Consider the following 26,647-nt stretch of genomic DNA (forward strand, 5'->3'; position numbering starts at 1 on the left):
GCGCCGCTCGCAGGTGCTTTGCACCCGCTTTCGCGCGCTCGGTCCTTTCTGCGAAAGGACCGGAGATGAGCGGTGTAATGATCCTGACCGTGGCCGAGGGCGACGGTGACCAGCGGCTGGACCGCTGGCTGCGGCGGTTGTTCCCGCATGTGAGCCAGGGGCGCATCGAGAAGATGTGCCGCAAGGGCGAACTGCGCATCGATGGCGGTCGGGTCAAGGCCTCGACCCGGGTCGAGGTGGGCCAGCAGGTGCGCATTCCGCCGCTGGAGGCGACCGACACAAGGCCCGCGCCAGAGCCGGGCAAGATCTCGGAGCGCGACGCCAAGATGATCCGCGCCTGCGTGATCTATCGCGATGACCACGTTCTGGCGCTGAACAAGCCGCATGGGTTGGCGGTGCAGGGGGGGAGCGGGCAGACGCGGCACCTCGACGCGCTCTCCGAGGCGCTGCGCTTCGAGCTGGACGAGAACCCGCGGCTGGTGCACCGGCTCGACAAGGACACTTCGGGCGTGCTGCTGATGGCGCGCACGCGGGCGGTGGCTGCGGCGCTGACCGAGAGCTTCCGGCACCGGGCGACCAAGAAGATCTATTGGGCGGTTGTCGCAGGCGTGCCTGCGCCCAAGGCGGGGACGATCCGCACCGGGCTGGTCAAGGCGCCGGGCCACGGGTCGAAGGGCGAGGGCGAGAAGATGATCAACGTCCACCCGTCCGAGATCGACGACACGCCGGGCGCGAAGCGCGCGGTGACCGACTACATCACCATCGAGGCGGCTGGCCGCCGCGCGGCCTGGGTGGCGCTCAACCCGATCACCGGGCGGACCCACCAGCTGCGCGCGCATATGGCCGAGCTGGGGCATCCGATCGTCGGTGACGGCAAGTATGGCGGTTCGAGCCAGGAGAACGCGGGCGACGGCTGGGGCGCGCAGCTGGGCGGCGACATCAGCAAGAAGCTGCACCTGCACGCGCGCTCGCTGATGCTGGAGCATCCGGTGACAAAGGCGCGGCTGACGCTGACCGCGCCGTTGCCCGAGCACATGCAGCACACCTGGGACATCTTCCAGTGGTCGACCAAGGACGCGCCGGAGGATCCGTTCGAGGACGAGGAATGAGCCGACTGGTCATCTTCGACGTCGACGGCACGCTGGTGGACAGCCAGGGGGTGATCCTGGCGGCGATGCGTGAGTCCTTCGCGGGGCAGGGGCTGGAGGCGCCGGCGCGCGAGGCGATCCTGGGGATCGTCGGGCTGTCGCTCGACCGGGCGGTCTGGCAGCTGGCGCCCGAACTGGAACCGGACCTGCGGGGCCGGTTGGTGGACGGCTACAAGCAGGCCTATCACGCGCATCGTTCGCAGCATGGCGCGGCGGCGGGTTCGCCGCTGTTCCCCGGCGCGCGCCAGGTGCTGGAAGAGCTTGCCGGCTCACCGGATACCATCCTAGGCGTGGCGACGGGCAAGTCGCGCCGGGGGCTGGAGGCGCTGCTCGCCGATCACGGGTTGCGCGATCTCTTCGCGACGCTGCAGGTGGCGGACGATCACCCCTCGAAGCCGCACCCCTCGATGATCCTGGCGGCGCTGGCCGAGACGGGCTGCTCGGCAGAGCAGGCGGTGATGATCGGCGACACGAGTTTCGACATGGAAATGGCCGCGGCGGCCGGGGTTGCGGGGATCGGAGTGGGCTGGGGCTATCACCCGTCCGAGGTACTGCGGCCGCTTGCCCGCCACATGGCCGGCGATTTCGCCGAATTGGCGGCGCTGCTGGCGCGCAGGGGAGAAATGGCATGAGCGACTGGAAACCCCGGGTCTTCTGGAAGGAAGCGGCTGTCATTCCGGCGGAGAACGGCTTTGCCGTGCAGCTGGACGGACGCCCGGTGAAGACCCCGGCCAAGCGCGCGCTGGTGCTGCCGACGCAAGGGCTGGCCGAGGCGGTCGCCGAGGAATGGGCGGCGCAGGACAAGGTCGTCGACCCCGGCACCATGCCGGTGACGCGCACCGCCAATGCGGCGATTGACAAGGTCGCCACGCAGCACCGGCAGGTGGCCGAGATGCTGGCGGGCTATGGCGACAGCGACCTGCTCTGCTATCGCGCCGAGGCGCCAGAGGAACTGGTGGCCTTGCAGGCGGCGGAGTGGGATCCGGCGCTCGACTGGGCCGAGGCGGCGCTGGGGGCGCGGCTGGCGGCCCATGCGGGCGTCATGCATCGCCCGCAGGACGCGGCAATGCTGGAGCGGCTGGCAGGGCGGGTGCTGGCGCTGGACGCCTTCCGGCTCGCTGCCTTCCATGACCTGGTGTCGCTGTCGGGCTCGCTGATCCTGGGATTTGCCGCGGCCGAGAACTGGAAAGAGGCCGAGGAGATCTGGCGGATCTCGCGGCTGGAAGAGCTCTGGCAGATCGAGCATTGGGGCGAGGACGAGGAAGCCCGCGATTCCGCGGAACGGAAACGTCGCGATTTCCTGCAGGCGAAGCGCTTCTTCGATCTCGCTTAATTGATCGGCGCTTGGGCCTTGCCCCCAAGTCAGGGGCTTCCAGCCCATTCAAAACGCTGATGAACCGCTTGACCTTTCTTTATGATTGCGCCCAAACTTGATGCACTGAGGGGGAGACCCTGCTATCGGTGTTCCGTCCGGCTGTACAAAGCCGGGAATAAGTCGCCCGTTACGAGGCGGAAAAATCAGGAAGAGGTAAACATGAAAAAATCCGTATATTTCGGCGTGCTGACTGTGGCCAGCCTTGCGGCAGGTGCTGCGGCGGCGGGCACGCTGGACGACGTCAAGGCGCGCGGCAAGCTGAACTGTGGCGTGACCACCGGCCTCGTCGGCTTTGCCGCGCCGGATGCGAACGGGGTCTGGGAGGGCTTCGACGTCGCACTTTGCCGTGCAGTCGCGGCGGCTGTGCTGGGCGATGGCAACTCGGTCGAATTCGTGCCGACCACCGGCAAGACGCGCTTTACCGCGCTGGCCTCGGGCGAGATCGACATGCTGGCCCGCAACACCACCTGGACCTTCAGCCGCGACGTCGACCTGAAGTTCGAATTCGTCGGCGTGAACTACTATGACGGCCAGGGCTTCATGGTTCCGAAGGAACTGGGCGTGACCTCGGCCAAGGATCTGGACGGCGCCACCGTCTGCATCCAGACCGGCACCACCACCGAGCTGAACCTCGCGGACTTCTTCCGTGCCAACAACATCAGCTACGAGCCGGTTCCGATCGAGACCAACGCGGAAGCGCAGCAGCAGTATCTGGCTGGCGCCTGCGACGTCTACACCACCGACGCTTCGGGCCTAGCCGCGACCCGCGCCACCTTCGAGAAGCCGGGCGACCACATCCTGCTGCCGGAAATCATCTCGAAAGAGCCGCTGGCACCGCTGGTCCGTCATGGCGACAGCGAGTGGGCCGACGTCGTCCGCTGGACGCTGAACGCGCTGATCTCGGCCGAGGAATACGGTATCACCAAGGCCAATGCCGAGGAAATGTCCAAGGGCAGCGACAACCCGGAAATCAACCGGATTCTCGGCTCGGAAGGCACCCTGGGCGAGATGCTGGGCCTCGACAACGCCTGGGCCAAGCGCGCCATCATGGTGGGCGGCAACTATGGCGAGATCTTCGACGCCAACATCGGTGAAAGCACTCCGATCGCCCTGTCGCGCGGCCTGAACGCGCAATGGACGAAGGGCGGCCTGCTGTATTCGCCGCCGTTCCGCTAAGACCAGACTACAGGGGGCGCGGCCAAGGCCGCGCCCTTCTGACAATAACGAAAATGCTCGGGACTCGGTGAGCTGGGAATAACCCGGCCGGATGTCAGGACCGGGCAGCCAACGGGGACCACAGCATGACGACGATTACCGAAGCGCCACGCGCGCAGTTTCGGCTTTCGATGCTGCTTTACGATACGCGGTATCGGTCGGGCACCATCCAGATCATCGCGCTGTTCGGCTTTGTGCTGATGGCGGGATGGCTCATCTCGAACACGATGAACAACCTTGCTGCGCTGGGAAAGCCGATCGACTTCGGCTTCTTCGCCGAGCCGGCGAGTTATGACATCAACCAGCGCCTGCTGGACTACAATTCGCGCGATACCCACCTGCGCGCGGCCTTCATCGGCCTGCTGAACACGCTGGTGGTGGCGGTGCTGGGCTGCATCACCGCGACGGTGCTGGGTGTGCTGATCGGCGTGCTGCGGTTGTCGAAGAACTGGCTGGTTGCGCGGCTGATGACGATCTATGTCGAGCTGTTCCGCAACGTTCCGGTGCTGCTGTGGATCGTCTTCACCATGGCGATCCTGATCGAGTCGTTGCCGCAACCGCGTGACTTCATCGGTGACGCGCCGACCGCCTTCATGGGGCTGTTCAATTCGATCGCGGCGACGAACCAGGGCACCTGGCTGCCGGAGGTCCTGTTCTCGCGCAGCCTTGGCAACCTGCATCTGTTCGGCGAAGCCCGTCTGCGGTTCGATGTGAGCCTTGACCTGGTGGCGATCCTCGTCGCGCTTGGGATCGGCATCTTCGGCGCGCGGATCGTGTCGCGCCGGGCGGAGCGGATCCAGTCGGAGACCGGGGTGCGACCAAAGACGGGCATCATCAACTTCCTCATCATCGCGCTGCCGGTGCTGGTGGTGCTGGTGGCGCTGGGGTTCTATCTCGACGGCCCGCACCTGACCACGCGCAAGCTCAAGCCGATCGAGGGCGGGACGCTGATCCGGAACTCGCTGATCGCGCTCTGGCTGGCGCTGTCGCTCTACACGGCGGCCTTCATCGCCGAGATCGTTCGGGCCGGCATCATGGCGATCAGCCATGGCCAGACCGAGGCAGCCGCGGCGCTGGGCATCCGTCCGGGGCGGATCATGCGGCTGGTGATCCTGCCGCAGGCGCTGCGCGTCATCATTCCGCCGCTGATCTCGAACTATCTGAACCTGACCAAGAACTCGTCGCTGGCGATTGCGGTGGGCTACATGGACATCACCGGCACGCTGGGCGGCATCACGCTGAACCAGACCGGCCGCGAGCTGGAGTGCATCCTGCTGCTGATGCTCGTCTACCTGTCGATCTCGCTGAGCATCTCGGCGGTGATGAACTGGTACAATGAATCCGTGAAGCTGAGGGAGCGTTGAGATGAGCAACACTCATGCAGATACGGTCGCCTTCGTGCGCGACACCATGCTGCCCCAGCAGGAACCGCCGCCCTCTTCGGTGGGCGCGGTGGGCTGGGCGCGGGCCAACCTGTTCTCGGGTTGGTTCAACACGATCCTTACGTTCGTCTCGATCCTGGTCATCGGTTTCGTTCTGTACGAAATCCTGAGCTGGGTGTTCTCGCCGACCTGGAACGCGGGCTCGCTGCGCGAATGCCGGGAAATCCTCTCGGCAGGCGGTGAGGCCACGCGGGGCGCGTGCTGGGGCGTGATCCGGGAACGCTGGATCCAGCTGCTGTTCGGGTTCTATCCGGCCGATCTCTACTGGCGGCCTATCCTCGCCTTCATCCTGCTGGGCGTGGCGCTGGCGCCGGTGCTCTTCGCGGACAAGGTGCCCTCGCAGCTGATCTGGTTCTCGGCCATCTATCCGTTTCTCTTCCCCTGGCTGCTCTGGGGCGGAACGATCTGGGGGCCGCTCTCGGCGCTGGCCGGCTTCGTGATCGGCTATTTCGTGTTCAAGGCGCTGTCGGAGGTCACCAGCACGCTGATCGGCATCATCGCGGCGGTCGTCGCGGCGCTGCTCTGGTGGCTGGTGCTGTCTGGCTATGTCGTCGATGCGCTGAACTCGATCCTGCCCATCGGCATCCAGGCGGTCGAAAGCCGCAACTTCGGCGGGTTCATGCTGTCGATCACCATCGGCGTCGTCGCCATCGCCTGTTCGCTGCCGCTGGGTATCGTGCTGGCGCTGGGGCGGCAGTCGGACCTGATGATCGTCAAGTATATCTGCGTCGGCTTCATCGAGTTCGTGCGGGGCGTGCCGCTGATCACGCTGCTGTTCGTGGCCTCGGTACTGCTGAACCTGTTCCTGCCGCCGGGCACCACCTTCGACATCATCCTGCGGGTGCTGATCATGGTTACGCTCTTCGCCTCGGCCTATATGGCCGAAGTGATCCGCGGCGGCCTCGCGGCGCTGCCCAAGGGGCAGTACGAGGGAGCTGACAGCCTTGGCCTGAACTACTGGCAGGCGCAGCGGCTGGTGATCATGCCGCAGGCGCTGAAGATCTCGATCCCGGGCATCGTGAGCACATTCATCGGGGTGTTCAAGGACACCACGCTGGTGTCGATCATCGGCCTGCTCGACCCGCTGGGGCTGAGCAACGCGATCCGCGCCGATTCCAACTGGAACGGCGTGGTCTGGGAGCTCTACGGCTTCATCGCGGCGATGTTCTTCATCTTCTGCTTCTCAATGTCCCGCTATTCCATGTACCTGGAGCGCAAGCTCCGGACCGGCCACAGGTAAGGAGCCTTATCCATGTCGGAACTCGCAATCGATCGTGAAATCGACCGTTCGAAGATGAAGGTCTCGGATGAGGTCGCCATCGAGATCATCAACATGAACAAGTGGTACGGGACCTTCCACGTGCTGCGCGACATCAACCTGACAGTGAACCGGGGCGAGCGTATCGTCATCGCCGGGCCGTCGGGGTCGGGCAAGTCGACCCTGATCCGCTGCATCAACCGCCTGGAGGAACACCAGGCCGGGCGGATCATCGTCGACGGGACCGAACTGTCGAGCGATCTCAAGAACATCGACAAGATCCGGTCCGAGGTTGGCATGTGCTTCCAGCACTTCAACCTGTTCCCGCATCTGACGATCCTGGAGAATTGCACGCTGGCGCCGATCTGGGTGCGCAAGACGCCCAAGAAGGAGGCCGTCGAGACGGCGATGCACTTCCTTGCCAAGGTGAAGATCCCCGAGCAGGCCAACAAGTATCCCGGCCAGCTCTCGGGCGGGCAGCAGCAGCGGGTGGCGATTGCCCGTTCGCTCTGCATGCGGCCGCGGATCATGCTGTTCGACGAACCGACCTCTGCGCTTGATCCGGAGATGATCAAGGAGGTGCTCGACACCATGATCGAACTGGCCGAGGAGGGGATGACCATGCTCTGCGTGACCCACGAGATGGGCTTTGCCCGTCAGGTGGCGAACCGGGTGATCTTCATGGACCAGGGCCAGATCGTCGAACAGAACGAGCCCGAGGAGTTCTTCAACAACCCGAAGAGCGACCGGACCAAGCTGTTCCTGAGCCAGATCCTCGGGCACTGAGCTATCGGCATACCACGGACGGCGCCTGCACCTGCGGGCGCCGTTTGCGTTTCTAGTCGGTCAGGTCCCTCGGCACTATGAAATCGGCCACCTCTCCGCTGCCCCAGGTCACCGCGCTCCAGTTGTCGACGGGGAAGCGCGCGACCAGCGTTGCGCCGGTGGGGTAGCTGTGGAAACGGTCGTCCGCCGGTGGCGCCCTGACCAGCAGGCCGGCGCATTCGGCGATGCCGGGATTGTGGCCCAGCATCAGCACGGTATCGCCCGTGGCGTCGTGCAGGGCGGCGAGCATTGTGTCAGGGTCGGCGTGGTAGAGTTCGTCGAGGTAGCGCACCGAGGCGTCGAGACGCAGCCCTGCGAGCGTTTCGCGGGTGCGGGTCGCGGTGGAGCAAAGCACCTCGTCGGGCAGCCAGCCCCTGGCGCGCAGCCAGTCGCCGAGCGCCGCCGCCGAGGCGGTGCCGCGCTTGTTCAGCGGGCGCGCATGGTCGCTGGTGGCGCCGGTCGACCAGTCGGACTTGGTGTGGCGCATCAGGATCAGGGTCTTCATCGCTTGTGAAACACCTTCATGTGATGGGCGGACTGTGCCGGTTCGCGACCCGCGCCCGCGCTGAGCGGGCAGGCGCGGCGTGCGGCGCAGCCTTGGGCCATGCAGTCCTGTCCGGGCCGAGTATCGAGGAAGCCGTGGCAGGCGTCCAGATCGTAGGGGCGATCCGCCGAAAGCGCGCCGACCGGGCAGGCGGTGGTGCAGGGTTTTGCGGCACAGCTGTCGCAGGGCGAGACACCGGCGGGCACGGGGCAGGCAATTTCGCCGGGCAGATGAAGCGCGCCGCGGTAGGAGATCATCATGCCGACACTGTCATGGACCAGCATTCCTACCGGGCTTTGAAACGCCCGGCCCGAGGCGCGGGCCCAGGCGATGAAGGGCTGGTAGGGCGGGCCGCCGAAGGGGAAGAGCGCCGTCGCGTCGAAGCGTTCGGCCAACGCTCCAACCACCCGGAGCGACCAGCGGTCGACCGGGTCGGGCTGGGTGTCGGTGGCTTCGGGGGCGGCGCGGAAGACTGGCCAGAAGGCCGCGCCCGCGCCGAGGAGGATGAGCGTCCGGCCCTCGTGGAGCAGGGCGCCCATGACGATCAGGCCGGCCGCCTGGGCGGCGGCCTCGATCTCGGCGTAACCGGCCGGGGCCGGCACCCGGTCAGTCCGCCCGGATCATCGACCCGGCGCCGTGCTCGGTGAAGAGCTCGAGCAGGCAGGCGTTGGGCACGCGGCCGTCGACGATGACGGCGGCGCGTACGCCCCCCTCGACGGCGTCGAGCGCGGTTTCGGTCTTGGGGATCATGCCGCCGGCGATCACGCCCGAGGCGGTCATCTCGCGGATGTCATGCGCCTTGAGCTCGGTCAGCACCTCGCCCTCGGCGTTCTTGACGCCGGCCACGTCGGTCAGCAGCAGCAGGCGATCGGCCTTCAGCGCCTTGGCATAGGCGCCGGCGGCGGTGTCGCCGTTGACGTTGAAGGTCTCGCCGTTGCGGCCCGCGCCGATGGGGGCGATGACCGGGATGATCTCTTTCTCGAACAGCAGCTTGAGCAGCGAAACATCCATCTGCGAAGGGGTGCCGACAAGGCCGAGTTCCGGCACTTCGGGTTCGCAGATCATCAGGTTGGCGTCCTTGCCCGAGAGGCCTACGGCCTTGCCGCCCTGCTGCTGGATCGCCTGCACGATCTGCTTGTTCACCGTGCCCGAGAGCACCATCTCGACCACCTCGACGGTGGCCTCGTCGGTGACGCGCTTGCCCTTGACGAATTCCGATTTGATCTCAAGCTTGTCCAGCAGCTTGTTGATCTGCGGCCCGCCGCCGTGGACGACCACCGGGTTCACGCCGCAGAGCCGCAGCAGGACCACGTCGCGGGCGAATTCGAGCATCCCTTCGGGGCTGGCCATGGCATGGCCGCCCAGCTTGATGACGACGATGGCGTCATCGAAACGCTGAAGATACGGGACCGCGCGAGACAGGGTTTCGGCGGTGGCTTTCCAGTCGCGATTCATGTCCTGGGTTTTCATCCTTGGCTCCGGTTTTGCGCGTTTATCGGGAATGGAGATAGGTCACGCAAGCGGTTTTGCCCGTGCGACCTATTCCAGCCCCGCGATGATGGCGCGAAGTGTGGCGATACCCTCGCCTTTTTCCGAGGAGGTCAGCACGATCTGCGGATAGGCGGCAGGGTGCTTGGAGAGCGCGCCACGGACCTGGTCGAGCACCTTCTCGCGCTCGGCTGCCGAGATCTTGTCGGCCTTGGTCAGCACGCATTGGAAGGTCACCGCCGAGGTGTCGAGCAGCTTGAGGATCTCTTCGTCGACCGCCTTGATTCCGTGGCGCGCGTCGATCAGCACGAAGGCGCGGCGCAGGGTGGGGCGGCCGGAGAGATACTGTTTCAGCAGCTTCTGCCACTGCTTCACCTTGTCGAGCGGCGCATTGGCATAGCCATAGCCGGGAAGGTCGACCAGGTAGAGATCGGGGCCCTGGGTGAAGTAGTTGATCTCCTGCGTCCGGCCCGGCGTGTTCGAGGCGCGGGCCAGCGCCTTGGTGCCGGTCAGCGCGTTGATCAGGCTCGACTTGCCGACGTTGGAGCGGCCGGCGAAGCAGACCTCGATCCGGTCGGCCGGGGGCAGGCCAGACATTGCGACGACGCCCTTGAGGAAGATCGATTCGCCGGCAAAGAGCTTGCGGCCGTTCTCGGCGGCCAGCTCGTCGGGCGTGTCGGCCAGGGGGAAGGGAAGGGACATCAGATCAGCCTCGCGGTATCGCCCGGCCGGACCATGCCGCACAGGCCGGTGTCGGAGGGCAGCGTCAGGTTGGGCAGGGCAGGGATGGGGGGCAGAGCGGCCTCTGCCGAGACGGCGACGCCGGGCATTGTGTGCCCGGCGTTCCGTTTGACGTGGGTCCGTGTTTCGCGACCCCGGCGCTTGCTGGTGCGTCGCCATGGGCCGGTGACGCGGGTGGTCATTTCTTGGCGTCCGCCGCCTTGGCCTTGCGGCTGAAGCTCTTGCGGATGTTGCCGAAGACGTCCGGCTTGTGACCGTGGCTGCGCATGATGATGTACTGCTGGGTGAAGGTGATCGTGTTGTTGGTGATCCAGTAGACCACCAGCCCGCTGGCAAATCCGCCGAGCATGAACATGAAGATCCAGGGCATCCAGGCAAAGACCATCTGCTGGGTCGGGTCGGTCGGAGCCGGGTTCAGTTTCTGTTGCAGCCACATCGAGATGCCGAGCAGCAGCGGCAGGATGCCGATGAAGATCAGCGCCATGATGCTTCCCGGTTCCGGCGCGGCGATCGGCAGCAGGCCGAAGAGGTTCAGCAGCGTGGTCGGATCCGGTGCGGAGAGGTCCTGGAAGGGCCCGAACCAGGCGGCGTGGCGCAGTTCGATGGTGACGAAGATCACCTTGTAGAGCGAGAAGAAGATCGGGATCTGCAGCAGGATCGGCAGACAGCCCGAGGCGGGGTTCACCTTCTCGCGCTTGTAGAGCTCCATCATGCCCTGCTGCATCTTCTGACGATCGCCTCCGGCGGCCTCCTTCAGCTTCTCCATCTGCGGCTGCAGTTCCTTCATCTTCGCCATGGAGACATAGGACTTGTAGGCCAGCGGGAAGAGCAGCGCCTTGAGGATGAAGGTCAGCGCGATGATCGCCCAGCCCATGTTGCCGATCAGGTTGTGCAGGTGGTGCAGCATCCAGAAGATCGGCTTGGTGAGGAAGAAGAACCAGCCCCAGTCGATCGAGTCGATGAAGCCGGCAATGCCCTTGGCCTCATAGGCGCGGATCGTCTCCCACTCCTTCGCGCCGGCGAAGAGCTGGGTGGTGGCGGTGACGGTGGCGCCATCGGCGATCTGCTGCGTGGGCAGGACGGCCTCGGCCTGGTAGATGTCGCGGCGGTCGTCGTATTTCACCACCGACTTGAAGGCGTTGCCCGGCGAGGGGACGAGCGTCGCCATCCAGAAGTGGTCGGTGAAGCCGATCCAGCCGTTCTCGGCAACCTGGATCACCTCGGCCTTGGCGCCCTCGGCGGGCAGCACCGGCAGGTCGGTCAGGTCGCTGTATGTGGTTTCCTCGAGCGTGCCGTCGGACATGCGCACGATGCCCTCGTGCAGGATGAAGAACTTCTTGCGGTTCTTGGGCTCGCCGTGGCGGGCGATGATGCCGTAGGGCGCGGCGCTAACGGCGCCGCCCGAAGCGTTGGTCACCGATTGGGTCACGGTGAACATGTAGTCGGCGTCGATCGCGATGGTGCGGCGGAAGGTCAGGCCCTTGCCGTTGTCCCAGGCGAGGGTGACGGGGTTCTCAACGCTCAGCGTCTCGCCTTTTTCCAGGCTCCATTCGGTCTGCGGACCGGGAACGTCCTCGGGCGCGAGGCCGGCGCCGGGGGCCCAGCCGTAGAGCGCGTAATAGGCGTCTTCCGTGCCGGCGGGCTGCAGAACCTTCACGATGGGCGAGTTGTCGTCGGTGGTCTCGCGATAATCCTTGAGCGACAGGTCGTCGATGCGCCCGCCCAGGGTCGAGATGCTGCCGATCACGCGCGGCGTGTCGATCTTGATCCGCGCGGCCTTGGCCAGCGCCTCTTCGGCGGGCTGGGTCGCTGGTGTCGTACTGGCCGTGCCCGTCGTGCCCGTCGCGGGCGCGGCGGTGGGCGCCGAGGCCGTTGCCGGGTCGGCGGCGGCCAGCTCGGTCTGGGTGGAGTCGGGCTTCGGTTCCGGCGCCGGCATGAGGAAACTCCATGCCAGGATCACCAGGAAGCTGAGCGCCGTTGCAAGGATGAGATTCTTGTTCTGATCGTCCATCTGGAGACCGCTGCCTTCTTCCGCTTCGACAGGGTGCTTCAACAGAGTGCGGCCCGAAAGGTCAAGCTGAATCCGGGTCGCAGGGGGGCTACAACCCCGTGAAGGCGCAATTCGGGCCGGCGTGGCGCGGGAGGTTGCCGGATGAGCCGGGCTTCAGCTCGCGCGGCCGATCCGGGGCGCGTGGGCCAGGCGTGCCTCGTGGCTTCGGATCCAGTCGAGGGTCTGGTCGAATGGCATCGGCCGACCGATGCCATAGCCCTGCACGTGAGTGCAGCCGAGTTGCGCCAGCAGGGCATGTTCGCCGGCGGTTTCCACCCCTTCGCCTAGGGTCTCCAGCCCCAGCTGTTCCGCCATGGTCAGGATGGCGGTGATCATGCGCTGCTGATCCGGGTCCTGGTCGGCCTTGGCGATGAAGCAGCGGTCGATCTTGATACGCGAGATGTCGAACCGGCGGATCGCCGCGATCGAGGCATGGCCGGTGCCGAAGTCGTCGAGGTCGATGCGGCAGCCGAGCTTGCCAAGCGCGCGTACAGTATGAGTCAGCGTGTCGTCCGAACTGTCGGTCACAACGGTTTCGAGGATTTCCACGGCGAGCCGTGACGGGGCCAGGTCGAAGCGGTCGAGTTCCCAGTTGACCCGTTCCGGCAGCGTCGGGCTGCAGAGTTCGGCGCTTGTGAAGTTGACGCCTATGCTGGGCACGTGGACGCCCGCCTCGTCCCAGGCCCGGAGTGCCTTGAGCGCATGGGCCAGGATCACCTGGCCCAACCGTTCGATCTGGCCGGATTCTTCGAGAACGGGCAGGAAGTCGGCGGGGGCGATCACGCCACGCTCGGGATGGGTCCAGCGGGCCAGGGCCTCGAACCCGCTGACGCGGCCGGTGTCGGTGGAGATCTGCGGCTGGAACCAGGGGTGAATCTGCCCGTTTTCCAATGCTTTGGCGGCATCGTCCTGCAGGTCGGAACGTGCGCCCGCCCGGTTTCGGGCGCGCGGGCTGAAGCTGCGGATCGAAGACGGGCCATTGCGCTTCGCGTCGGCAAGGGCGGCCGTGGCGGCGGCGATCCAGTCCTGCGCGCTGCGGCCGGGCCTGCGGCCTGAGAGGCAGAAGCCGATCGTGCAGGACAGGTAGATCGACACGCCGTCGAGGTCGATGGGTTCTTCCATGGAAAGTTGCAGGCGGCCGGCAAGCTGGATGCTGAGTTCGAGATCGAGCTGGCGTACCGGCGCGAGACAGATGCCGAAGCGGGTTTCGCCTAGCCGCGCCGACCGGTCGCCGGGCCGCAGCGCGGCGACGATGCGTTCGGACACACGCTCCATCAGCATATCGGCGGCAGCGGGGCCATGCCTGCCGACAACCTCTTGCAATTCCTCGATTTCCAGCATCAGGCAGACCGATTTCAACTCAGGCTTGGCGAGGGCCTCGACGATCCCTGCAACGTCGGTTTCGAAACAGGTCTGGCCGTGCTGGCCGTCTTCAGGGCCCGAACCAAGCGCGCGGCCCTTGCGCCCGAAGGTGCCGGCGATGGCGAAGAAGAGCGGCAGGCCCAGCGAGGTCAGCACCAGCGCCCGTTCGCCGCCCAGCCAGAAGGCGCCGAGCGAAAGCGCAGGCAGGAAGGCCAGCAGCGGCGGACCGGCAAGCGCCGGGGCAAGCCATGCCTGGAACCGGGCCAGCGGTGGGGGATCTTGCATGACGGCGTCTCCTGCGGTCGGCAAAGCAACGTGCCGCAGTTTAGGCGCCGGTTCTCACCGGACCATTAACGGAACCGGACTCTTTTGATTAACTGTCGCCGCTTCCCGGCGCGCCGCGCGTCAGCCCGACGAAATCGAAGAGCGCCGGGTCGAGCAGGTGCGAGGGCCGCGTGTTCATCAGGGCGCGGAACATCTTCTGGCGGCGGCCGGGGTGGTTCCTTTCCCACTGGTCCAGCAGGCCCTTGATCTGCATCCGCTGCAAGCCGTCCTGACTGCCGCAGAGATCGCAGGGGATGATGGGGTAGTTCATCGCCCGGGCAAAGCGGTCGCAGTCCGCCTCGGCGACATGCGCAAGGGGGCGGTAGACGAAGAGATCGCCCTCTTCGTTGACCAGTTTCGGCGGCATCGTTGCGAGCCGTGACCCATGGAAAAGATTGAGGAAAAACGTCTCTAGGATGTCGTCGCGGTGGTGGCCCAGCACAACCGCGGAACAGCCCTCTTCCCGCGCGATCCGGTAGAGGTTTCCGCGCCGCAGACGCGAGCAGAGGGCACAGAAGGTGCGCCCCTGCGGGATCTTGTCCATGACGATCGAATAGGTGTCGGCGTATTCGATGCGGTGGGGCACACCCATGCGCTCGAGGAACTCGGGCAGGACCGTCGCCGGGAAGCCGGGCTGGCCCTGGTCGAGGTTGCAGGCGAGGATCTCGACCGGCAGCAGGCCGCGCCATTGCAACTCGGTCAGGGCGGCGAGCAGGGTATAGCTGTCCTTGCCGCCCGAGAGGCAGACGAGCCAGCGCGCGCCAGGTTCGATCATGCCGTACTGGTCCACCGCCTCGCGCACGTTCTGCACGATCCGCTTGCGCAGCTTCTTGAACTCGGTGCTCTTCGGAGCGCCGGCGAACAGGGGGTGGATATCGTCGTTCTCGTCGAGCATGAGGCGTGCTTTAGTGCCTGTTTCGCCCGGCGGCAACGGGTTTGATGCGGGCAGTCAACGGGCGGGGCTCGGCCTGGGAGCTACAAGCCCATGTGATTCTGTCGGGAACTGCATGCGGAGGACACCGGGCCTCCGATCGGCGCGATTTTTGCTACAATTGTTCATATTTTGACCGATTGGGCCTGCGTGGGGACAATCGGTTCGACCATAGCGGGCGGTCGCTCGCTGGCAGTGCCGCCTATGGTTGTATTTGCGTGAGTACGCGGTTGCGGTACTCGATTGGCCTTTGCGGAAACATGCAAAATGTGGCAATAATGTGTTCGATGCGGGGCCGGTATAGGGCGCGCCCTGCCGGTTCCATATTCGCCAAGCATCGTGCCAGGCGGGGACAGATGGGAGTAACGAGATGAAGTTTATGAAATTGATCGCGATGGCTGGTGTCGCACTGACTGTTGCGCTTGGCGTCAGCGAAGCCAAAGCCGCGACCACAACGACGAATTGTCCTGGTGCAACCAGCGACTACGACAGGTATTTCGCGCTGACGCTCGACCTGCCTATCACCAGCACGTGCCACGACTTTGGCACAGGCAACATTCCTGAGCCGACTTACGAAGGTCGTTCGCCGCTTGACAAGAATGATGACTTGGTTTCGGGCCTGCTCGATAGCACCAGTGGGTTGAACGGCGGTAACGGCGGCACCTTTTCGATCGACCTGACCGGTCTGAAAAACATCCAACTCGGGTTCAAGATCGGTGCTGCGGAGGGCGCATGCCAAGGCACTGATGCCGATTTGGCTTCGAAAGATTGTGAGCCTGATTGGGCGATTTTCAACATCAGTGCAGGTGGCATCGTGTCGGGTCGCTGGGATTTGCTCTCGGACTATTATGAACGTGGTGGCGCATTCGCCGGCCTGTCGCATATCAGCCTCTATGCCGATCGCTGCACTGAGAACGACCCGCTGTGCGACGATGGCGATCTGAACCAGGTTCCCGTTCCGGCCTCGCTGCCGCTGCTGGCTGGCGGTCTTGTCCTCGCCGGCTTCGTGGCACGCAGGAAGTCGCGCAAAGCGTGAGAAAGCGGCGAAAATCCGCAGATAAAGACAGAAAGGCGCCCCTGCGGCGCCTTTTTTGCGCCGCCATTTCTGTCTAGGTTCGGACACAATAACGCAAACGCGTCAACGAGGGACAGTAATGGCTAAAATGCTGCAGAAGCCGTTCACCAGCGGCTTCGAGAATATCTTCCGTGACGACTTTGTCAGCGATGCTCCCGGTCACTCGGTGGCCATAGCCGCGCAGGGCATCCGAGAGAGCGACGTCGATTTTGTCATCGACCTGCTCAGCAAGATGAAGGGTCGCGGGAGCGATTATTTCAATGGCGAGGAGGACGGCACCGGTTCGACCGACGGATCGGGCGGCGACGGCACTCTCGATTTCAGCTTTGACGACGCCATGGCGCGTGGAGGCAAGTCGGGCGGTGGTGGCGGCTCGACCAAGGGCGGTGGCAAGCCGGACAAGACGACCACGGATACCGGTGGCAGCACCGGCGGCACGGATACTGGCGGGACTACCGGTGGGACCGATACCGGCGGCACCACAGGTGGCACCGATACCGGCGGGACGACTGGTGGCACGGATACCGGTGGCACCACGACCGATACGTCGAAATACTACCAAGGCGCCGACTACGTCAGTGGCCTCGACAATCCCAACGGTTTCAACATCGAAATCGTCTTCTCGGGCAGTTGGACGACCGAACTCAAGGCGGCGATGATCCAGGCCACCGAGTTCCTGAGCGACATCATCACGGGCGATCTCCCGGATGCAATCGTCGGCTCTTCTCTGATCGACGATGTTCGGATCAACGCGACCCTTACGGCGATGGATGGTGTCGGCGGCAAGCTGGGGTCGGGCGGCATGGAAGCCTACCGTTCCGGCAGCTATCTCACGACGGTCGGCCGCATGAGCTTTGACGAGGCGGATGCGGTGAACCTGCTTTCAAAAGGTCTGTGGGACGATGTCATCTCGCACGAGATCCTTCATGCCCTCGGTTTCGGCCTGACCTGGAACGCCTTGGGCCTCGTGACGACCGTGGGCACCGACATGCGCTTTAACGGTGACAACGCGACCCTGGCCTATAACCAGGAGTTCGCGGCCATTGCCGGGGCAGACAGCCTGTCGGACGTCGGTGTGCCAATCGAAACGGATGGCGGCAGCGGGACGGCCGGCAAGCACTGGGACGAGGCCACCTTCGGCAGCGAGTTGATGACCGGCTGGATTTCCAACAACGCGCCGATCTCGACCATGACCATCGCCGCTCTGGAAGACATGGGCTATCAGACCGTCTTCGACCCCGCCGCTTATTTCATCGTCTGAGGCGGGACGGCTTTCAAAGGAACCGGGGCGCCCGTATCGGCGCCCCGTTTCATTTCGGGGGGACCGGATCGTAGCCCGAGCCGCCCCAGGGGTTGCAGCGGGCGATGCGGCGCAGCGCGAGCCAGCCACCGCGGAAGGCGCCGTGACGTTCCAGCGCTTCGAGCGCGTAGACCGAACAGGTAGGCTGGAAACGGCAGCTGTGGCCGAGCCAGGGGCTGAGCAGCAGCCGATAGGCGCGGACGGGCAGGGCGAAGATATGGGCGAGGGGGCTCATCGCGGCTTGTGGCAGGCGGCGAGTGCGCGGCGCAGGTCGTCCTGCAGCGCGACGAAGTCGCGTGCGGCGGTGGCCTCTGCCTTGCCGATCAGGACATAGTCCCAGCCGTCGCGGCCCTCGGCCGGCAGGACCAGCCGCGCGACTTCGCGCAGCCGGCGCTTTGCGCGGTTGCGGGCGACGGCATTGCCGACCTTCTTCGAGCAGGTGAACCCGACGCGGATGCCCTCGGCTTCGCCCTCGGCCCGGATGCGGGCCTGCAGCGTGAGGCCCGGCATCCGCTGGTGGCGGGCGCGGGCGGCGGCCAGGAACTCGGCACGCTTGCTCAGGACGGTGAGGGTCATGTCGGGCATGACAAAACCGCCGGTGGCAGCGTTCCCATCCTGGCAGTGCCAGTCATGGGGGCCTCCGGCGGTATCATCGCAATACGAGGTACGCAGTGCGCCTTACGCGCAGAGCGACTTGCGGCCGCGTGCGCGGCGTGCGTTCAGAACCTTGCGGCCGGCTTTTGTGGCCATGCGGGCACGGAACCCGTGACGGCGCTTGCGAACGAGGTTCGACGGTTGGTAGGTGCGTTTCATCGCGCTTCTCCAGCTTATCGGATCGGACCAAGGCGCGGAATCGCGTGGACCGGGGTATCAGAGGCCCGGTCTCTACTGCGGCTTGCCGCACAAGTCAAACCCTCGGGCCGGGTTTTTTGCGCGTCGGGCGAAACATTTGCGGCGAAGGGCACGTTCAGGCCCGATCACGAACCGCGGGGGCTGGATCAAGGCCGCGTGAGGACCATCTTCCTTGCCGCAACAACAGATTATTCACGATAGTGGCGAGAAGTGAAGGGACGTGCGCATGACAGTTCGTAACCGGGCGGGGCGTAGATGGACGCGGCACGTGCCGCTGGCGGTGATTCTGCTGGTGGCAATTGCCGGCTTTGTCTTGCTGCGCGATGTGGTGAGCTTCGAGCTGCTGCGCGAGAACCGTGAAGACCTGCTGGCCTATCGCGATGCGCATCTCGGCCTGATGGCGGCGGGATTCGTCGCCGTCTATGTCGCCATCGTTGCTTTCTCGCTGCCCGGTGCCGCGGTGGCATCGGTGACGGGCGGTTTCCTGTTCGGAATGGCGCTGGGGACCGTGCTCAACGTGATCTCGGCGACCACGGGCGCGGCGCTGATATTCCTGGCGGCGCGTTGGGGCCTTGGGGCGGCGCTCTCGGAGCGGCTCGATGCATCGGAAGGTCGGGTGGCCCGGCTGCGCGACGCGCTGCGCGGGAATGAGGTCTCGGTCCTGTTGCTGCTGCGGCTGGTGCCGGCGGTGCCCTTCTTCATGGCTAACCTGCTGCCGGCGCTGGTGGGGGTGCGATTTGTCACCTTCCTGTGGACCACCGCCGTTGGCATCATTCCGGGCGCGTTGGTCTTCACCTCCATCGGGGTGGGGCTCGGCGCGGTGTTCGACCGGAATGAGGAGGTTGACCTGTCGCTGCTGTGGGAACCCCATGTGATCGGGCCGATCCTTGGCCTCTGCGCGCTGGCGGCGCTGCCGATGGTGGTGCGCGCGCTGCGCGGACGCGGGGAGGTCTGAATGGAGCGGATCCGCACAGATGTGCTGGTGATCGGGGCCGGGTCGGGTGGGCTTTCCGTGGCGGCGGGGGCGGTGCAGATGGGGGCCTCGGTCGTGCTGCTGGAAGGCGGCGAGATGGGCGGCGACTGTCTGAACTACGGCTGCGTGCCCTCCAAGGCGCTGATCGCGGCGGCAAAGGTGGCCGATGCGCAAGCGCATTCCGGCGACTTCGGCGTGGCTCCGGTGGTGCCGCAGGTCGATTACGCGGCGGTGATGGAGCATGTCGCCGGTGTCATCGCCGGGATTGCCCCGGTGGACAGCCAGGAGCGGTTCGAGGGGCTGGGAGTGCGGGTGATCCGGGAATACGGCCATTTCGTCTCGCCCACCGAGGTGCAGGCCGGAGACCATCTCATCCAGGCGCGGCGGATCGTCATTGCCACCGGCTCGCGCCCGCTGGTGCCGCCGGTGCCGGGGCTGGAGGATGTCGGCTACCTGACCAACGAGACGCTGTTCGATCTGCGCGAGAAGCCGGAGCACCTGCTGATCGTTGGCGGCGGGCCGATCGGGATGGAAATGGCGCAGGCGCATGTGCGGCTCGGTTGCCGGCTGACGGTGATCGAGGGGGCCAAGGCGCTCGGCAAGGACGACCCGGAACTGGCGGCGGTGGTGCTCGATGCGCTGCGGGCCGAGGGGGTCGAGATCGCCGAGGGGGCGATGGTGGCCGAGGTGGACCGGACCGACGGCGGGATCAGGGTGGCGGCCAAGGACGGACGGGTGTTCGAGGGCACGCATCTGCTGATGGCGGTGGGCCGCAAGGCGAATGTGGAGCGGCTGAACCTGGAGGCGGCGGGGATCGGGACCACCAAGACCGGTATCAAGGTCGACGCAGGCCTGCGCACCACGAACCGGCGCGTCTATGCCATCGGCGATGCCGCCGGTGGCATGATGTTCACCCATGTGGCGGGCTATCATGCCGGGGTGCTCATCCGCTCGATGCTCTTCGGGCTGCCGGCGAAGGTAGCCACCGCGCATATTCCCTGGGCGACCTACACCGACCCCGAACTGGCGCAGGTGGGGCTGACCGAAGCCGAGGCGCGGACGCGTCATGGCGACAGGCTGGAGGTGGCGCGCTTCGACTACGCCCATAACGACCGTGCGCTGGCCATGCGGCGGGGGGCGGGGTTCATCAAGGTAATGGTGGTGCGCGGTCGCCCGGTGGGTGTCAGTATCGTGGGGCCCGAGGCGGGCGAAGCCATCGCGCTCTGGTCGCTGGTCATCGCCGCGGGGCTGAAGATGAGCGCCGTCGCCGGCATGGTCGCGCCCTATCCGACATTGGCGGAAATCAACAAACGCGCGGCAGGGGCCTATTTCTCGCCCCGACTGTTTGATAACCCTCTGGTCAGGAAGACGGTCGGGCTGGTGCAGAGATGGCTGCCCTGATCATGAGACAGGGCACATGCTGAACACGCTGTCAGGTCGATTTCTGGTTCTGACCACGGTCTTCGTCATGCTGGCCGAGGTACTGATATTCGTGCCCTCCATCGCCCGTTTCCGCGAAGACTACCTGCGCGACCATCTGGAGCGTGCGCAGATCGCCTCGCTGGCGCTGCTGGCCGACGACATGCTGGAAACCGAGCTTGAGCAGGAGCTGCTGGAGAACGCCGAGGTCTATAACGTGGTCCTGCGGCGCGACGAGGTGCGCCAGCTGATGCTGTCCTCGCCGATCCCCAAGCCGGTGGCCGAGACCTATGACCTGCGCGCCTCGGGGCCGCTGAGCCTGATCCGGGACGCGCTGGTGCAGCTGGTGGTGCCCGAGAACCGGGTGATCCGGGTGATCGGCGCGCCGGTGCGGGACGCGGGTCTGCTGATCGAGATCACCATGGATACCAGGCGGCTGCGCACGGCGATGCTGGACTATGGGTTTCGGGTGCTGGCGCTGTCGGCGGTGATCTCGGTCTTTACCGCGATCCTGCTGTTCGTCGCGGTGCGCACCTTTCTGGTGACGCCGATCCGGGGCGTGGTCGAGAACATGAAGCTTTATGCCGCCGCCCCGGAAGATGCGCGCAGCCTGATCAAGCCCCATGCCGTGCTGCACGAACTGCGCGAGGCCGAGGAGGCGCTGGCCTCGTTGCAGACAGAGCTGACCCATGCGCTCAAGCAGCGGGAGCGGCTGGCGCAGCTGGGCGGGGCGGTGGCGCGGGTCAGCCACGACCTGCGCAACATCCTCGCCTCGGCGCAGCTGTTCACCGATCGCATCGAGACGAGCGAGGACCCGCTGGTGCGGCGGATGGCGCCCAAGCTGGTGAATTCGATCACCCGTGCGGTCTCGCTCTGCGAGAGCACCCTGGCTTTCGGGCGCGCGGAAGAGCCGGCGCCGACGCTGACGATGGTGCGAATCGCAAGCGTGGTTCAGGACGTGCTGGACGGCGAGAGCGTCTCCTATCCCGAAGGGGCGGTAACGCTGGAGTGCACGATTCCCCCCGGCATGACGGTGCGCGGCGATCCCGAGCAGCTGTTCCGGGTGATTCTCAATCTCGTGCGCAACGCGGGGCAGGCGATTGCCGCATCAGGTCGGCCCGGCACCGTGACGGTCTCGGCGCGCGAGGAGGAGGCGGCCTGGACCATTACCGTGGCCGACACCGGCCCCGGCCTGCCGGCAAAGGCACGCGAACACCTCTTCAAGGCCTTCCAGGGCGGTGCGCGCAAGGGCGGGGCGGGCCTTGGCCTGGTGATCGCGGCCGAATTGATCCGTGGCCACGGCGGGAACCTGGTGCTCGAGCACTCGGATTCGGCGGGCACGCGCTTTCGCATCACGCTTCCGAAAGGTGATGGCACGATTTAATGCAAAACCGCTCTTGCATTGCCCGGAAGGCTTCTCTACATGACGCCCTCAGTGGACCGATAGCTCAGCTGGATAGAGTACTTGACTACGAATCAAGGGGTCGGGGGTTCGAATCCTCCTCGGTCCGCCACTAAGACAACTCCCTGAAAATACAGACAAATCCAGCGCCCCAGGGGAGAGGCACGGCTTGACCGTGTCCTTGGGGGACCTGTCGTTTCCAGACCTCCTACGCATATTTCCAAGGGCTGAACGGCCTCTGTTCCGGGGCCTTTGCCGCGCCGCTTGCCAGCAGGGCCGGGCATGGCCGCAGTCACCTGTGGCGCGGCCAGCGGAATGGGGCGAGCCACCAGGCGCCGATTCGCATGGCGACTCACCGGCTGGGGTTGACCCGATTCGTGCGGTGGCGCTTCCCGTCGCGGGCGGAAGGCGGTAGTGGTGAAGAAAAGGCGAGAAACACAACAGGCCCGCCTGCCGGAGCAGCCATGACCCCTATCCGACTCATCGCAGGTTTCCTGACCGTCGGTCTCTGGACCCTTGCCAGCCGCGTGCTCGGCTTCGTGCGCGATGCGATGATTCTCGCCTATCTCGGGACGGGCCCGGTCTATGAGGCCTATGTGGTGGCCTTCCGCCTGCCCAACATGTTCCGCCGCTTCTTTGCCGAGGGGGCCTTCAACGTCGCCTTCGTGCCGATGTTCTCGAAGCGGCTGGAATCGGGCGATGACCCGCGCCGCTTTGCCGAGGACGCGATGTCGGGGCTGGCGAGCGTGCTGATCGTGCTGACGCTGCTGGCGCAGGCCTTCATGCCCTGGCTGATCTATGCCCTGGCCAGCGGATTCGCCGGGCAGGAGGAATTCGCGCTTTCGGTCGAGTTCGGGCGCATTGCCTTCCCCTATATTCTCTTCGTGTCGCTGGCGGCGCTGCTCTCGGGTGTGCTGAATGCCGCCGGACGGTTTGCCGCCGCCGCCGCCGCGCCGGTGCTACTGAACGTGGTGCTGGTGGGTGCGATGGTGATGGGGGCCTGGGTCGGCGGGGATATCGCGCCCTGGCTGATCTGGTCGATCCCGGTGGCGGGCGTGGCGCAGTTCGTGCTGCTCTGGGTTGCCGCGCGGCGCGCCGGTTTCGGGCTGATCCCGCGCCTGCCGCGGCTGACGCCGGAGCTGCGCGCGCTGGTGGCCGTGGCCTTCCCGGCGATGCTGGCCGGGGGCGTGGTGCAGGTGAACCTGCTGGTGGGCCAGCAGGTGGCCTCGTATTTCGACAAGGCGGTGGGCTGGCTCTATGCCGCCGACCGGCTCTACCAGCTGCCGCTGGGCGTGGTGGGCATCGCCGTTGGCGTGGTGCTGCTGCCCGACCTCAGCCGCCGTCTGGCGGCAGGGGACGACGCAGGCGGGCGCGATGCGCTGAGCCGCGCGGGCGAGGTGTCGCTGGCGCTGACCATCCCCTCGGCGGTGGCGCTGGTGGCGATTCCGCTGCCGCTGGTCTCGGTCCTGTTCGAGCGTGGCGCGGCCACGGCCGAGGACAGTGCCGCCATCGCCATGGCGGTGGCGGTCTACGGGCTCGGCCTGCCGGCCTTCGTGCTGCAGAAGATCCTGCAGCCGCTGTTCTTTGCGCGTGAAGATACCAAGCGGCCGTTCCGCTATGCGATCGGGTCGATGGTGGTGAACGCGGTGGTGGCGATCGGGCTGGCGCCCTGGCTTGGCTGGATCGCAACGGCGCTGGCGACAACCGTGGCGGGCTGGTGGATGGTCTTCCTGCTGGCGCGCGGCGGGCGCAGCATCGGCGAGGTCGCGCGATTTGACGACCGTTTCCGGCGGCGGATCTGGCGGATCTGCCTGGCCTCGGCGGTGATGGGCCTGGCCTCGTGGGGGGCGGCCTGGGTCCTGGATGACGCGCTGCACAGTGCCGGCTGGCGTTATCTCGCGCTGCTGGCGCTCGTGGTGCTGAGCATGGCGGTCTACTTCGGCTTTGGCCAGCTGATCGGCGCTTTCCGGATATCGGAGTTCCGCAGCGCGCTGCGCCGCCGCTCGGGTGGTGCACCGCCGGCAACATTGGGCTGATCCGCTCGGGAACCGTTCCAAGGGCTCGGCGTTACATTTCCGAAGCACGGCTCCTGGAACATCCGCCCGTTCTGGGGAGCCACGGCGGCGGCAGAAGTCCCCGTCAGAAACCCTTACACGGGCGGAGGAGTAACGGCCATGCGAGCACTGGCACTCTGGCTCTTGGGTGTTCCTGTCTGGATCATCCTGCTCTACCTGATCTTCGGCTGAGCTGGTTCCGCCGCCCCTCATTCCCTCGGGGCGGCGGGATCGTGTCTGGGGTCAGTCCTGTCTGGGGTCAGTCCTGGCGCAGCCGATGCAGCAGGCGGGCCCAGCCGCCCGGCGCCAGCACGAAGGACAGCAGAAAACCGGCCGCGAAGGCGCCGAGATCGGCGATCCAGTCGCTCTGGGTGCCGAAAAGCAGGCCGAACAGCAACTGCACCCCCATCAGGAACCCGATCAGCGAGAAGGCCCGCGCCTGATTGGCGCCAACCCTCGACAGGTTGCGCCAGAGGATCCAGGTGAAGGCGCCGATCAGCCCGTAGATCGAGGGGAAGGCACCTATGAGGTAGGTGGGCCCGGCGGCGAAGGCGGTGAAGACAAGCGCGCCTGCAATGGCCGAGACGAAGAAGATCACCACCACGGCGATATTGCCGAAGACCTCGCCCACCATCTTGCCCATGGCCAGGAACATCACCGCCCCGATCAGGGTCTGGGTAAAGCTGCCGTGTACGAAGGGGTAGGTGACGATGCGGATCACGTGCTCGGGCGGCCAGCGCCCGGTTTCCCACATCCACTGCAGGATTTCCCCGGAATAGGCGAAGCGTTCTATCGCCTCGACCCGCCAGCCGACCGCGGTGGGGCCTCCGGCAAGGCCCGAGGCACCGATCTGGAAGACGATCTCGGCGGCGGCCATGACCAGCGCCAGCAGCACGACGGTTGCGGGCAGGGGATTGACGGCGGGGACGTGGTTCGGACTGCTCATGCCGGGGCTCCTGAGGGTGGGCTTCTTGACGGCGTCTGCCCTCATGGGTAAGCGAGGCAGGCCGAAAATTCCAGCCGGGAGTTGCGCCGACATGAGCAAAACGACTTTCACGCCCCGGGTCTTCTCGGGGATCCAGCCGTCGGGCAACCTGCACCTGGGCAACTATCTTGGCGCGCTCAAGCGGTTCGTCGATACCCAGAACGCAGGTGGGTTCCAGACCGTCTACTGCATGGTCGACCTGCACGCGATCACCGTCTGGCAGGACCCGGAGAAGCTGCGCCACAACACGCGCGAACTGACCGCCGGGTTCATCGCGGCCGGTATCGACCCCGAGAAGTCGATCCTCATCAACCAGAGCCAGGTGCCGGAGCACGCGCAGCTGGCCTGGATCTTCAACTGCGTTGCCCGGATGGGCTGGATGGGTCGGATGACCCAGTGGAAGGACAAGGCCGGCAAGGACGCCGAGGCAGCCTCGCTTGGGCTGTTCGCCTATCCGTCGCTGATGGCGGCCGACATCCTGATCTATCACGCCACCCATGTGCCGGTGGGCGAGGACCAGAAGCAGCATATCGAGCTGACCCGCGACATCGCGGCGAAGTTCAACCATGACTATGGCGTCGACTTCTTCCCGATGACCGAGCCGGTGATCGAAGGGGCGGCCACCCGTGTCATGTCGCTGCGCGACGGCACCAAGAAGATGTCGAAGTCGGACCCGTCGGACGCCAGCCGGATCAACATGACCGACGACGCCGATGCGATCGCCAAGAAGATCCGCAAGGCCAAGACCGACCCCGAGCCGCTGCCCGAGAGCCTGGAGGGGCTCAAGGACCGGCCCGATGCGCGCAACCTCGTGAACATCTACGCCGCGCTGGCCGACATGACGCCCGAGGCGGTGGTGGCGGAATATGCGGGCGCCCAGTTTGGCACCTTCAAACCGGCGCTGGCCGACCTGGCGGTGGCACGGCTTGCGCCGATCTCGTCGGAGATGAAGCGATTGATGGCGGACCCTGCCGAGATCGACCGGATCCTTGCGCGTGGCGCGCTGCAGGCGCGCGAGATCACCGCGCCGATCCTGAAGAAGACCTACGAGATCGTCGGCATGATCTCGAGCGCCGGCTGAGGATAAATCTGTGAACAACCGGGCCGCGCGCTGTTATTTCAACAGCTTGCGGCCCAATGTTTTCATGCGGTCTGAAGTGCGGCCTCGGGCCAGGGCTGCGATGGCAGGTCTTTCCTGTAAGGCTCTGGATCGTAGGTGATTTTCAGACCCTCGTTGCGCCACGCCTGAACTGCCGGGTCAGCAAGCAGCTGCAGGCAATAAGCGCGTGCCTCTGCCGATACCGGCAGGTCATAGCCGATGATCCGCGCCGCGACCGGGGTATAATATACATCGGCCAGCGAATAAGCCCCGAACAGGTAGCCCTGCGATCCCGAGAGCTTGCGGGCATGGGCCCAGAGCGTTTCGATCCGGGCGAGGTCGTCCAGCACTTCGGCCGAGGGCTGGAAGTCCTTGTAGACGCGCAGCAATTGCATCGGGCAATCGTTGCGAAGCGCGCGGAAGCCGGCGACCATTTCGGCGCAGAGCCAGCGCGCGGTGGCGCGCTGCGCGGGATCGTTGGGCCAGTGTCCGGCCTCGGGGTGACGCTCGGCCAGGGTTTCAGCAATGGCGAGGCTTTCGCCCAGTGGCGTGCCTTCGGGGGTCATCACCGCCGGCACCAGCCGGGCCGGGTGAAGCGGCGCGAGATCGGCCTGCATCGTCCCGGAATAGAGCCCCACGAGATGCGTGCGGACCGGGATGCCGAATTTCTCGAACATAAGCCACCCACGCAGCGACCAGCTGGAGAACACGCGGTCTCCGATGTAAAGATCATATGTCATGAGACGAGTGTAAGCAGTTGCAACGCTTACGCATAACGCTGGTTT

The 26,647-nt window shown here is 65.7% G+C and carries 27 protein-coding genes and 1 tRNA gene; 15 read left to right on the forward strand and 13 right to left on the reverse strand.

What is annotated here, in order from left to right; all coding sequences use genetic code 11:
* Positions 1–65 precede the first annotated feature (65 nt).
* The 7 genes from IE266_RS19020 to IE266_RS19050 all read left to right on the forward strand — a co-directional run bounded on the left by IE266_RS19020 (position 66) and on the right by IE266_RS19050 (position 7,224).
* Positions 66–1,109, forward strand: a complete 1,044-nt coding sequence (locus tag IE266_RS19020) for an RluA family pseudouridine synthase (RefSeq protein ID WP_189681708.1) — start codon at positions 66–68, stop codon at positions 1,107–1,109.
* The gene (locus IE266_RS19025) at positions 1,106–1,780 is read left to right on the forward strand and encodes an HAD-IA family hydrolase (RefSeq protein ID WP_189681709.1); all 675 of its coding nucleotides are present in this window, start codon (positions 1,106–1,108) and stop codon (positions 1,778–1,780) included. The genes IE266_RS19020 and IE266_RS19025 overlap by 4 nt, the downstream gene beginning before the upstream one ends.
* Positions 1,777–2,481 carry an ATP12 family chaperone protein gene (locus tag IE266_RS19030; protein ID WP_189681710.1) on the forward strand — a complete coding sequence of 235 codons (705 nt, stop codon included), beginning with the start codon at positions 1,777–1,779 and terminating at the stop codon, positions 2,479–2,481. The genes IE266_RS19025 and IE266_RS19030 overlap by 4 nt, the downstream gene beginning before the upstream one ends.
* A gap of 201 nt (positions 2,482–2,682) precedes the next feature.
* Positions 2,683–3,699: an amino acid ABC transporter substrate-binding protein gene (locus IE266_RS19035; RefSeq protein ID WP_189681711.1), complete on the forward strand. Its 1,017-nt coding sequence runs from the start codon at positions 2,683–2,685 to the stop codon at positions 3,697–3,699.
* A gap of 125 nt (positions 3,700–3,824) precedes the next feature.
* Positions 3,825–5,102, forward strand: coding sequence for an amino acid ABC transporter permease (locus IE266_RS19040; RefSeq protein WP_189681712.1), 1,278 nt, complete (start codon positions 3,825–3,827; stop codon positions 5,100–5,102).
* Between the two features lies 1 nt (position 5,103).
* Entirely contained in the window at positions 5,104–6,420 is a 1,317-nt protein-coding gene (locus IE266_RS19045; protein WP_189681713.1) for an amino acid ABC transporter permease, read from the forward strand.
* Positions 6,421–6,432: 12 nt separating this feature from the next.
* Positions 6,433–7,224, forward strand: coding sequence for an amino acid ABC transporter ATP-binding protein (locus IE266_RS19050; RefSeq protein WP_189681714.1), 792 nt, complete (start codon positions 6,433–6,435; stop codon positions 7,222–7,224).
* Between the two features lie 52 nt (positions 7,225–7,276).
* Here IE266_RS19050 and IE266_RS19055 read toward each other — a convergent pair whose 3' ends face one another.
* The 8 genes from IE266_RS19055 to ttcA form a co-directional block, all read right to left on the reverse strand.
* A complete protein-coding gene (locus IE266_RS19055; protein WP_189681715.1) occupies positions 7,277–7,768 on the reverse strand; it encodes a SixA phosphatase family protein in 492 nt (163 codons plus the stop codon).
* Positions 7,765–8,346 carry a ferredoxin gene (locus IE266_RS19060; RefSeq protein ID WP_229864302.1) on the reverse strand — a complete coding sequence of 194 codons (582 nt, stop codon included), beginning with the start codon at positions 8,344–8,346 and terminating at the stop codon, positions 7,765–7,767. Before IE266_RS19060 ends, IE266_RS19055 begins: the two co-directional genes overlap by 4 nt.
* Before the next feature lie 67 nt (positions 8,347–8,413).
* On the reverse strand, positions 8,414–9,277 hold the full coding sequence (argB, locus tag IE266_RS19065; RefSeq protein WP_189681717.1) for an acetylglutamate kinase: 864 nt from the start codon (positions 9,275–9,277) through the stop codon (positions 8,414–8,416).
* A 69-nt stretch (positions 9,278–9,346) separates the two neighbouring features.
* A complete protein-coding gene (gene yihA / locus IE266_RS19070) occupies positions 9,347–9,997 on the reverse strand; it encodes a ribosome biogenesis GTP-binding protein YihA/YsxC (protein WP_189681718.1) in 651 nt (216 codons plus the stop codon).
* Positions 9,997–10,218 (reverse strand): hypothetical protein, encoded by a 222-nt coding sequence (locus tag IE266_RS19075; RefSeq protein WP_189681719.1) that lies wholly within the window; start codon positions 10,216–10,218, stop codon positions 9,997–9,999. Before IE266_RS19075 ends, yihA begins: the two co-directional genes overlap by 1 nt.
* On the reverse strand, positions 10,215–12,047 hold the full coding sequence (gene yidC, locus IE266_RS19080; RefSeq protein ID WP_189681720.1) for a membrane protein insertase YidC: 1,833 nt from the start codon (positions 12,045–12,047) through the stop codon (positions 10,215–10,217). Before yidC ends, IE266_RS19075 begins: the two co-directional genes overlap by 4 nt.
* Before the next feature lie 153 nt (positions 12,048–12,200).
* Positions 12,201–13,733 (reverse strand): putative bifunctional diguanylate cyclase/phosphodiesterase, encoded by a 1,533-nt coding sequence (locus IE266_RS19085; protein ID WP_189681721.1) that lies wholly within the window; start codon positions 13,731–13,733, stop codon positions 12,201–12,203.
* An 88-nt stretch (positions 13,734–13,821) separates the two neighbouring features.
* Positions 13,822–14,667 (reverse strand): tRNA 2-thiocytidine(32) synthetase TtcA, encoded by an 846-nt coding sequence (gene ttcA / locus IE266_RS19090; RefSeq protein WP_189681722.1) that lies wholly within the window; start codon positions 14,665–14,667, stop codon positions 13,822–13,824.
* 406 nt (positions 14,668–15,073) lie between these two features.
* Between ttcA and IE266_RS19095 the strand changes: the two genes are divergently transcribed.
* Entirely contained in the window at positions 15,074–15,739 is a 666-nt protein-coding gene (locus IE266_RS19095; RefSeq protein WP_189681723.1) for a PEP-CTERM sorting domain-containing protein, read from the forward strand.
* Positions 15,740–15,857: 118 nt separating this feature from the next.
* Positions 15,858–17,039 carry a leishmanolysin-related zinc metalloendopeptidase gene (locus IE266_RS19100; protein ID WP_189681724.1) on the forward strand — a complete coding sequence of 394 codons (1,182 nt, stop codon included), beginning with the start codon at positions 15,858–15,860 and terminating at the stop codon, positions 17,037–17,039.
* Between the two features lie 49 nt (positions 17,040–17,088).
* Here the strand turns inward: IE266_RS19100 and yidD are convergent, their stop codons facing one another.
* From yidD to rpmH, 3 genes are all read right to left on the reverse strand, one after another.
* Positions 17,089–17,313 (reverse strand): membrane protein insertion efficiency factor YidD, encoded by a 225-nt coding sequence (yidD, locus tag IE266_RS19105; RefSeq protein ID WP_189681725.1) that lies wholly within the window; start codon positions 17,311–17,313, stop codon positions 17,089–17,091.
* Positions 17,310–17,663 (reverse strand): ribonuclease P protein component, encoded by a 354-nt coding sequence (gene rnpA / locus IE266_RS19110; RefSeq protein ID WP_229864286.1) that lies wholly within the window; start codon positions 17,661–17,663, stop codon positions 17,310–17,312. Before rnpA ends, yidD begins: the two co-directional genes overlap by 4 nt.
* Before the next feature lie 93 nt (positions 17,664–17,756).
* Complete coding sequence (gene rpmH, locus IE266_RS19115; RefSeq protein ID WP_189681726.1) at positions 17,757–17,891, reverse strand: 50S ribosomal protein L34; 135 nt, start codon at positions 17,889–17,891, stop codon at positions 17,757–17,759.
* A 265-nt stretch (positions 17,892–18,156) separates the two neighbouring features.
* Here rpmH and IE266_RS19120 point away from each other — a divergent pair, with 265 nt between their 5' ends.
* The 5 genes from IE266_RS19120 (at position 18,157) to murJ (ending at position 23,760) form a co-directional block, all read left to right on the forward strand.
* Positions 18,157–18,885 carry a TVP38/TMEM64 family protein gene (locus IE266_RS19120; protein WP_189681727.1) on the forward strand — a complete coding sequence of 243 codons (729 nt, stop codon included), beginning with the start codon at positions 18,157–18,159 and terminating at the stop codon, positions 18,883–18,885.
* Complete coding sequence (locus tag IE266_RS19125; protein WP_189681728.1) at positions 18,886–20,304, forward strand: dihydrolipoyl dehydrogenase family protein; 1,419 nt, start codon at positions 18,886–18,888, stop codon at positions 20,302–20,304.
* Positions 20,305–20,320: 16 nt separating this feature from the next.
* Entirely contained in the window at positions 20,321–21,706 is a 1,386-nt protein-coding gene (locus IE266_RS19130; protein ID WP_189681729.1) for a sensor histidine kinase, read from the forward strand.
* 53 nt (positions 21,707–21,759) lie between these two features.
* Positions 21,760–21,836, forward strand: a tRNA-Arg gene (locus tag IE266_RS19135).
* A gap of 352 nt (positions 21,837–22,188) precedes the next feature.
* Positions 22,189–23,760: a murein biosynthesis integral membrane protein MurJ gene (murJ, locus tag IE266_RS19140; protein WP_189681730.1), complete on the forward strand. Its 1,572-nt coding sequence runs from the start codon at positions 22,189–22,191 to the stop codon at positions 23,758–23,760.
* 277 nt (positions 23,761–24,037) lie between these two features.
* Here murJ and IE266_RS19145 read toward each other — a convergent pair whose 3' ends face one another.
* Positions 24,038–24,724 (reverse strand): rhomboid family intramembrane serine protease, encoded by a 687-nt coding sequence (locus IE266_RS19145; protein ID WP_189681731.1) that lies wholly within the window; start codon positions 24,722–24,724, stop codon positions 24,038–24,040.
* Between the two features lie 91 nt (positions 24,725–24,815).
* Here IE266_RS19145 and trpS point away from each other — a divergent pair, with 91 nt between their 5' ends.
* The gene (gene trpS / locus IE266_RS19150) at positions 24,816–25,844 is read left to right on the forward strand and encodes a tryptophan--tRNA ligase (protein ID WP_189681732.1); all 1,029 of its coding nucleotides are present in this window, start codon (positions 24,816–24,818) and stop codon (positions 25,842–25,844) included.
* Positions 25,845–25,906: 62 nt separating this feature from the next.
* Here the strand turns inward: trpS and IE266_RS19155 are convergent, their stop codons facing one another.
* A complete protein-coding gene (locus IE266_RS19155; RefSeq protein WP_308434611.1) occupies positions 25,907–26,572 on the reverse strand; it encodes a glutathione S-transferase in 666 nt (221 codons plus the stop codon).
* Between the last annotated feature and the right edge of the window lie 75 nt (positions 26,573–26,647).

The sequence above is a fragment of the Seohaeicola zhoushanensis genome, from assembly GCF_014656415.1.
Taxonomy (GTDB): domain Bacteria; phylum Pseudomonadota; class Alphaproteobacteria; order Rhodobacterales; family Rhodobacteraceae; genus Seohaeicola_A; species Seohaeicola_A zhoushanensis.

Bases quoted from the DNA above. Each gene is read 5' to 3' on its own strand.
- IE266_RS19050 (WP_189681714.1), top strand. From the start codon at position 6,433: ATGTCGGAACTCGCAATCGATCGTGAAATCGACCGTTCGAAGATGAAG.
- IE266_RS19075 (WP_189681719.1), bottom strand. From the start codon at position 10,218: ATGACCACCCGCGTCACCGGCCCATGGCGACGCACCAGCAAGCGCCGG.
- ttcA (WP_189681722.1), bottom strand. From the start codon at position 14,667: ATGCTCGACGAGAACGACGATATCCACCCCCTGTTCGCCGGCGCTCCG.
- IE266_RS19045 (WP_189681713.1), top strand. From the start codon at position 5,104: ATGAGCAACACTCATGCAGATACGGTCGCCTTCGTGCGCGACACCATG.
- IE266_RS19145 (WP_189681731.1), bottom strand. From the start codon at position 24,724: ATGAGCAGTCCGAACCACGTCCCCGCCGTCAATCCCCTGCCCGCAACC.
- argB (WP_189681717.1), bottom strand. From the start codon at position 9,277: ATGAAAACCCAGGACATGAATCGCGACTGGAAAGCCACCGCCGAAACC.
- IE266_RS19100 (WP_189681724.1), top strand. From the start codon at position 15,858: ATGGCTAAAATGCTGCAGAAGCCGTTCACCAGCGGCTTCGAGAATATC.
- IE266_RS19060 (WP_229864302.1), bottom strand. From the start codon at position 8,346: ATGGGCGCCCTGCTCCACGAGGGCCGGACGCTCATCCTCCTCGGCGCG.
- rnpA (WP_229864286.1), bottom strand. From the start codon at position 17,663: ATGCCCGACATGACCCTCACCGTCCTGAGCAAGCGTGCCGAGTTCCTG.
- yihA (WP_189681718.1), bottom strand. From the start codon at position 9,997: ATGTCCCTTCCCTTCCCCCTGGCCGACACGCCCGACGAGCTGGCCGCC.
- IE266_RS19120 (WP_189681727.1), top strand. From the start codon at position 18,157: ATGACAGTTCGTAACCGGGCGGGGCGTAGATGGACGCGGCACGTGCCG.
- trpS (WP_189681732.1), top strand. From the start codon at position 24,816: ATGAGCAAAACGACTTTCACGCCCCGGGTCTTCTCGGGGATCCAGCCG.
- IE266_RS19035 (WP_189681711.1), top strand. From the start codon at position 2,683: ATGAAAAAATCCGTATATTTCGGCGTGCTGACTGTGGCCAGCCTTGCG.
- rpmH (WP_189681726.1), bottom strand. From the start codon at position 17,891: ATGAAACGCACCTACCAACCGTCGAACCTCGTTCGCAAGCGCCGTCAC.
- IE266_RS19020 (WP_189681708.1), top strand. From the start codon at position 66: ATGAGCGGTGTAATGATCCTGACCGTGGCCGAGGGCGACGGTGACCAG.
- IE266_RS19085 (WP_189681721.1), bottom strand. From the start codon at position 13,733: ATGCAAGATCCCCCACCGCTGGCCCGGTTCCAGGCATGGCTTGCCCCG.
- IE266_RS19095 (WP_189681723.1), top strand. From the start codon at position 15,074: ATGAAGTTTATGAAATTGATCGCGATGGCTGGTGTCGCACTGACTGTT.
- IE266_RS19130 (WP_189681729.1), top strand. From the start codon at position 20,321: ATGCTGAACACGCTGTCAGGTCGATTTCTGGTTCTGACCACGGTCTTC.
- IE266_RS19030 (WP_189681710.1), top strand. From the start codon at position 1,777: ATGAGCGACTGGAAACCCCGGGTCTTCTGGAAGGAAGCGGCTGTCATT.
- IE266_RS19055 (WP_189681715.1), bottom strand. From the start codon at position 7,768: ATGAAGACCCTGATCCTGATGCGCCACACCAAGTCCGACTGGTCGACC.
- IE266_RS19040 (WP_189681712.1), top strand. From the start codon at position 3,825: ATGACGACGATTACCGAAGCGCCACGCGCGCAGTTTCGGCTTTCGATG.
- murJ (WP_189681730.1), top strand. From the start codon at position 22,189: ATGACCCCTATCCGACTCATCGCAGGTTTCCTGACCGTCGGTCTCTGG.
- IE266_RS19125 (WP_189681728.1), top strand. From the start codon at position 18,886: ATGGAGCGGATCCGCACAGATGTGCTGGTGATCGGGGCCGGGTCGGGT.
- yidD (WP_189681725.1), bottom strand. From the start codon at position 17,313: ATGAGCCCCCTCGCCCATATCTTCGCCCTGCCCGTCCGCGCCTATCGG.
- yidC (WP_189681720.1), bottom strand. From the start codon at position 12,047: ATGGACGATCAGAACAAGAATCTCATCCTTGCAACGGCGCTCAGCTTC.
- IE266_RS19025 (WP_189681709.1), top strand. From the start codon at position 1,106: ATGAGCCGACTGGTCATCTTCGACGTCGACGGCACGCTGGTGGACAGC.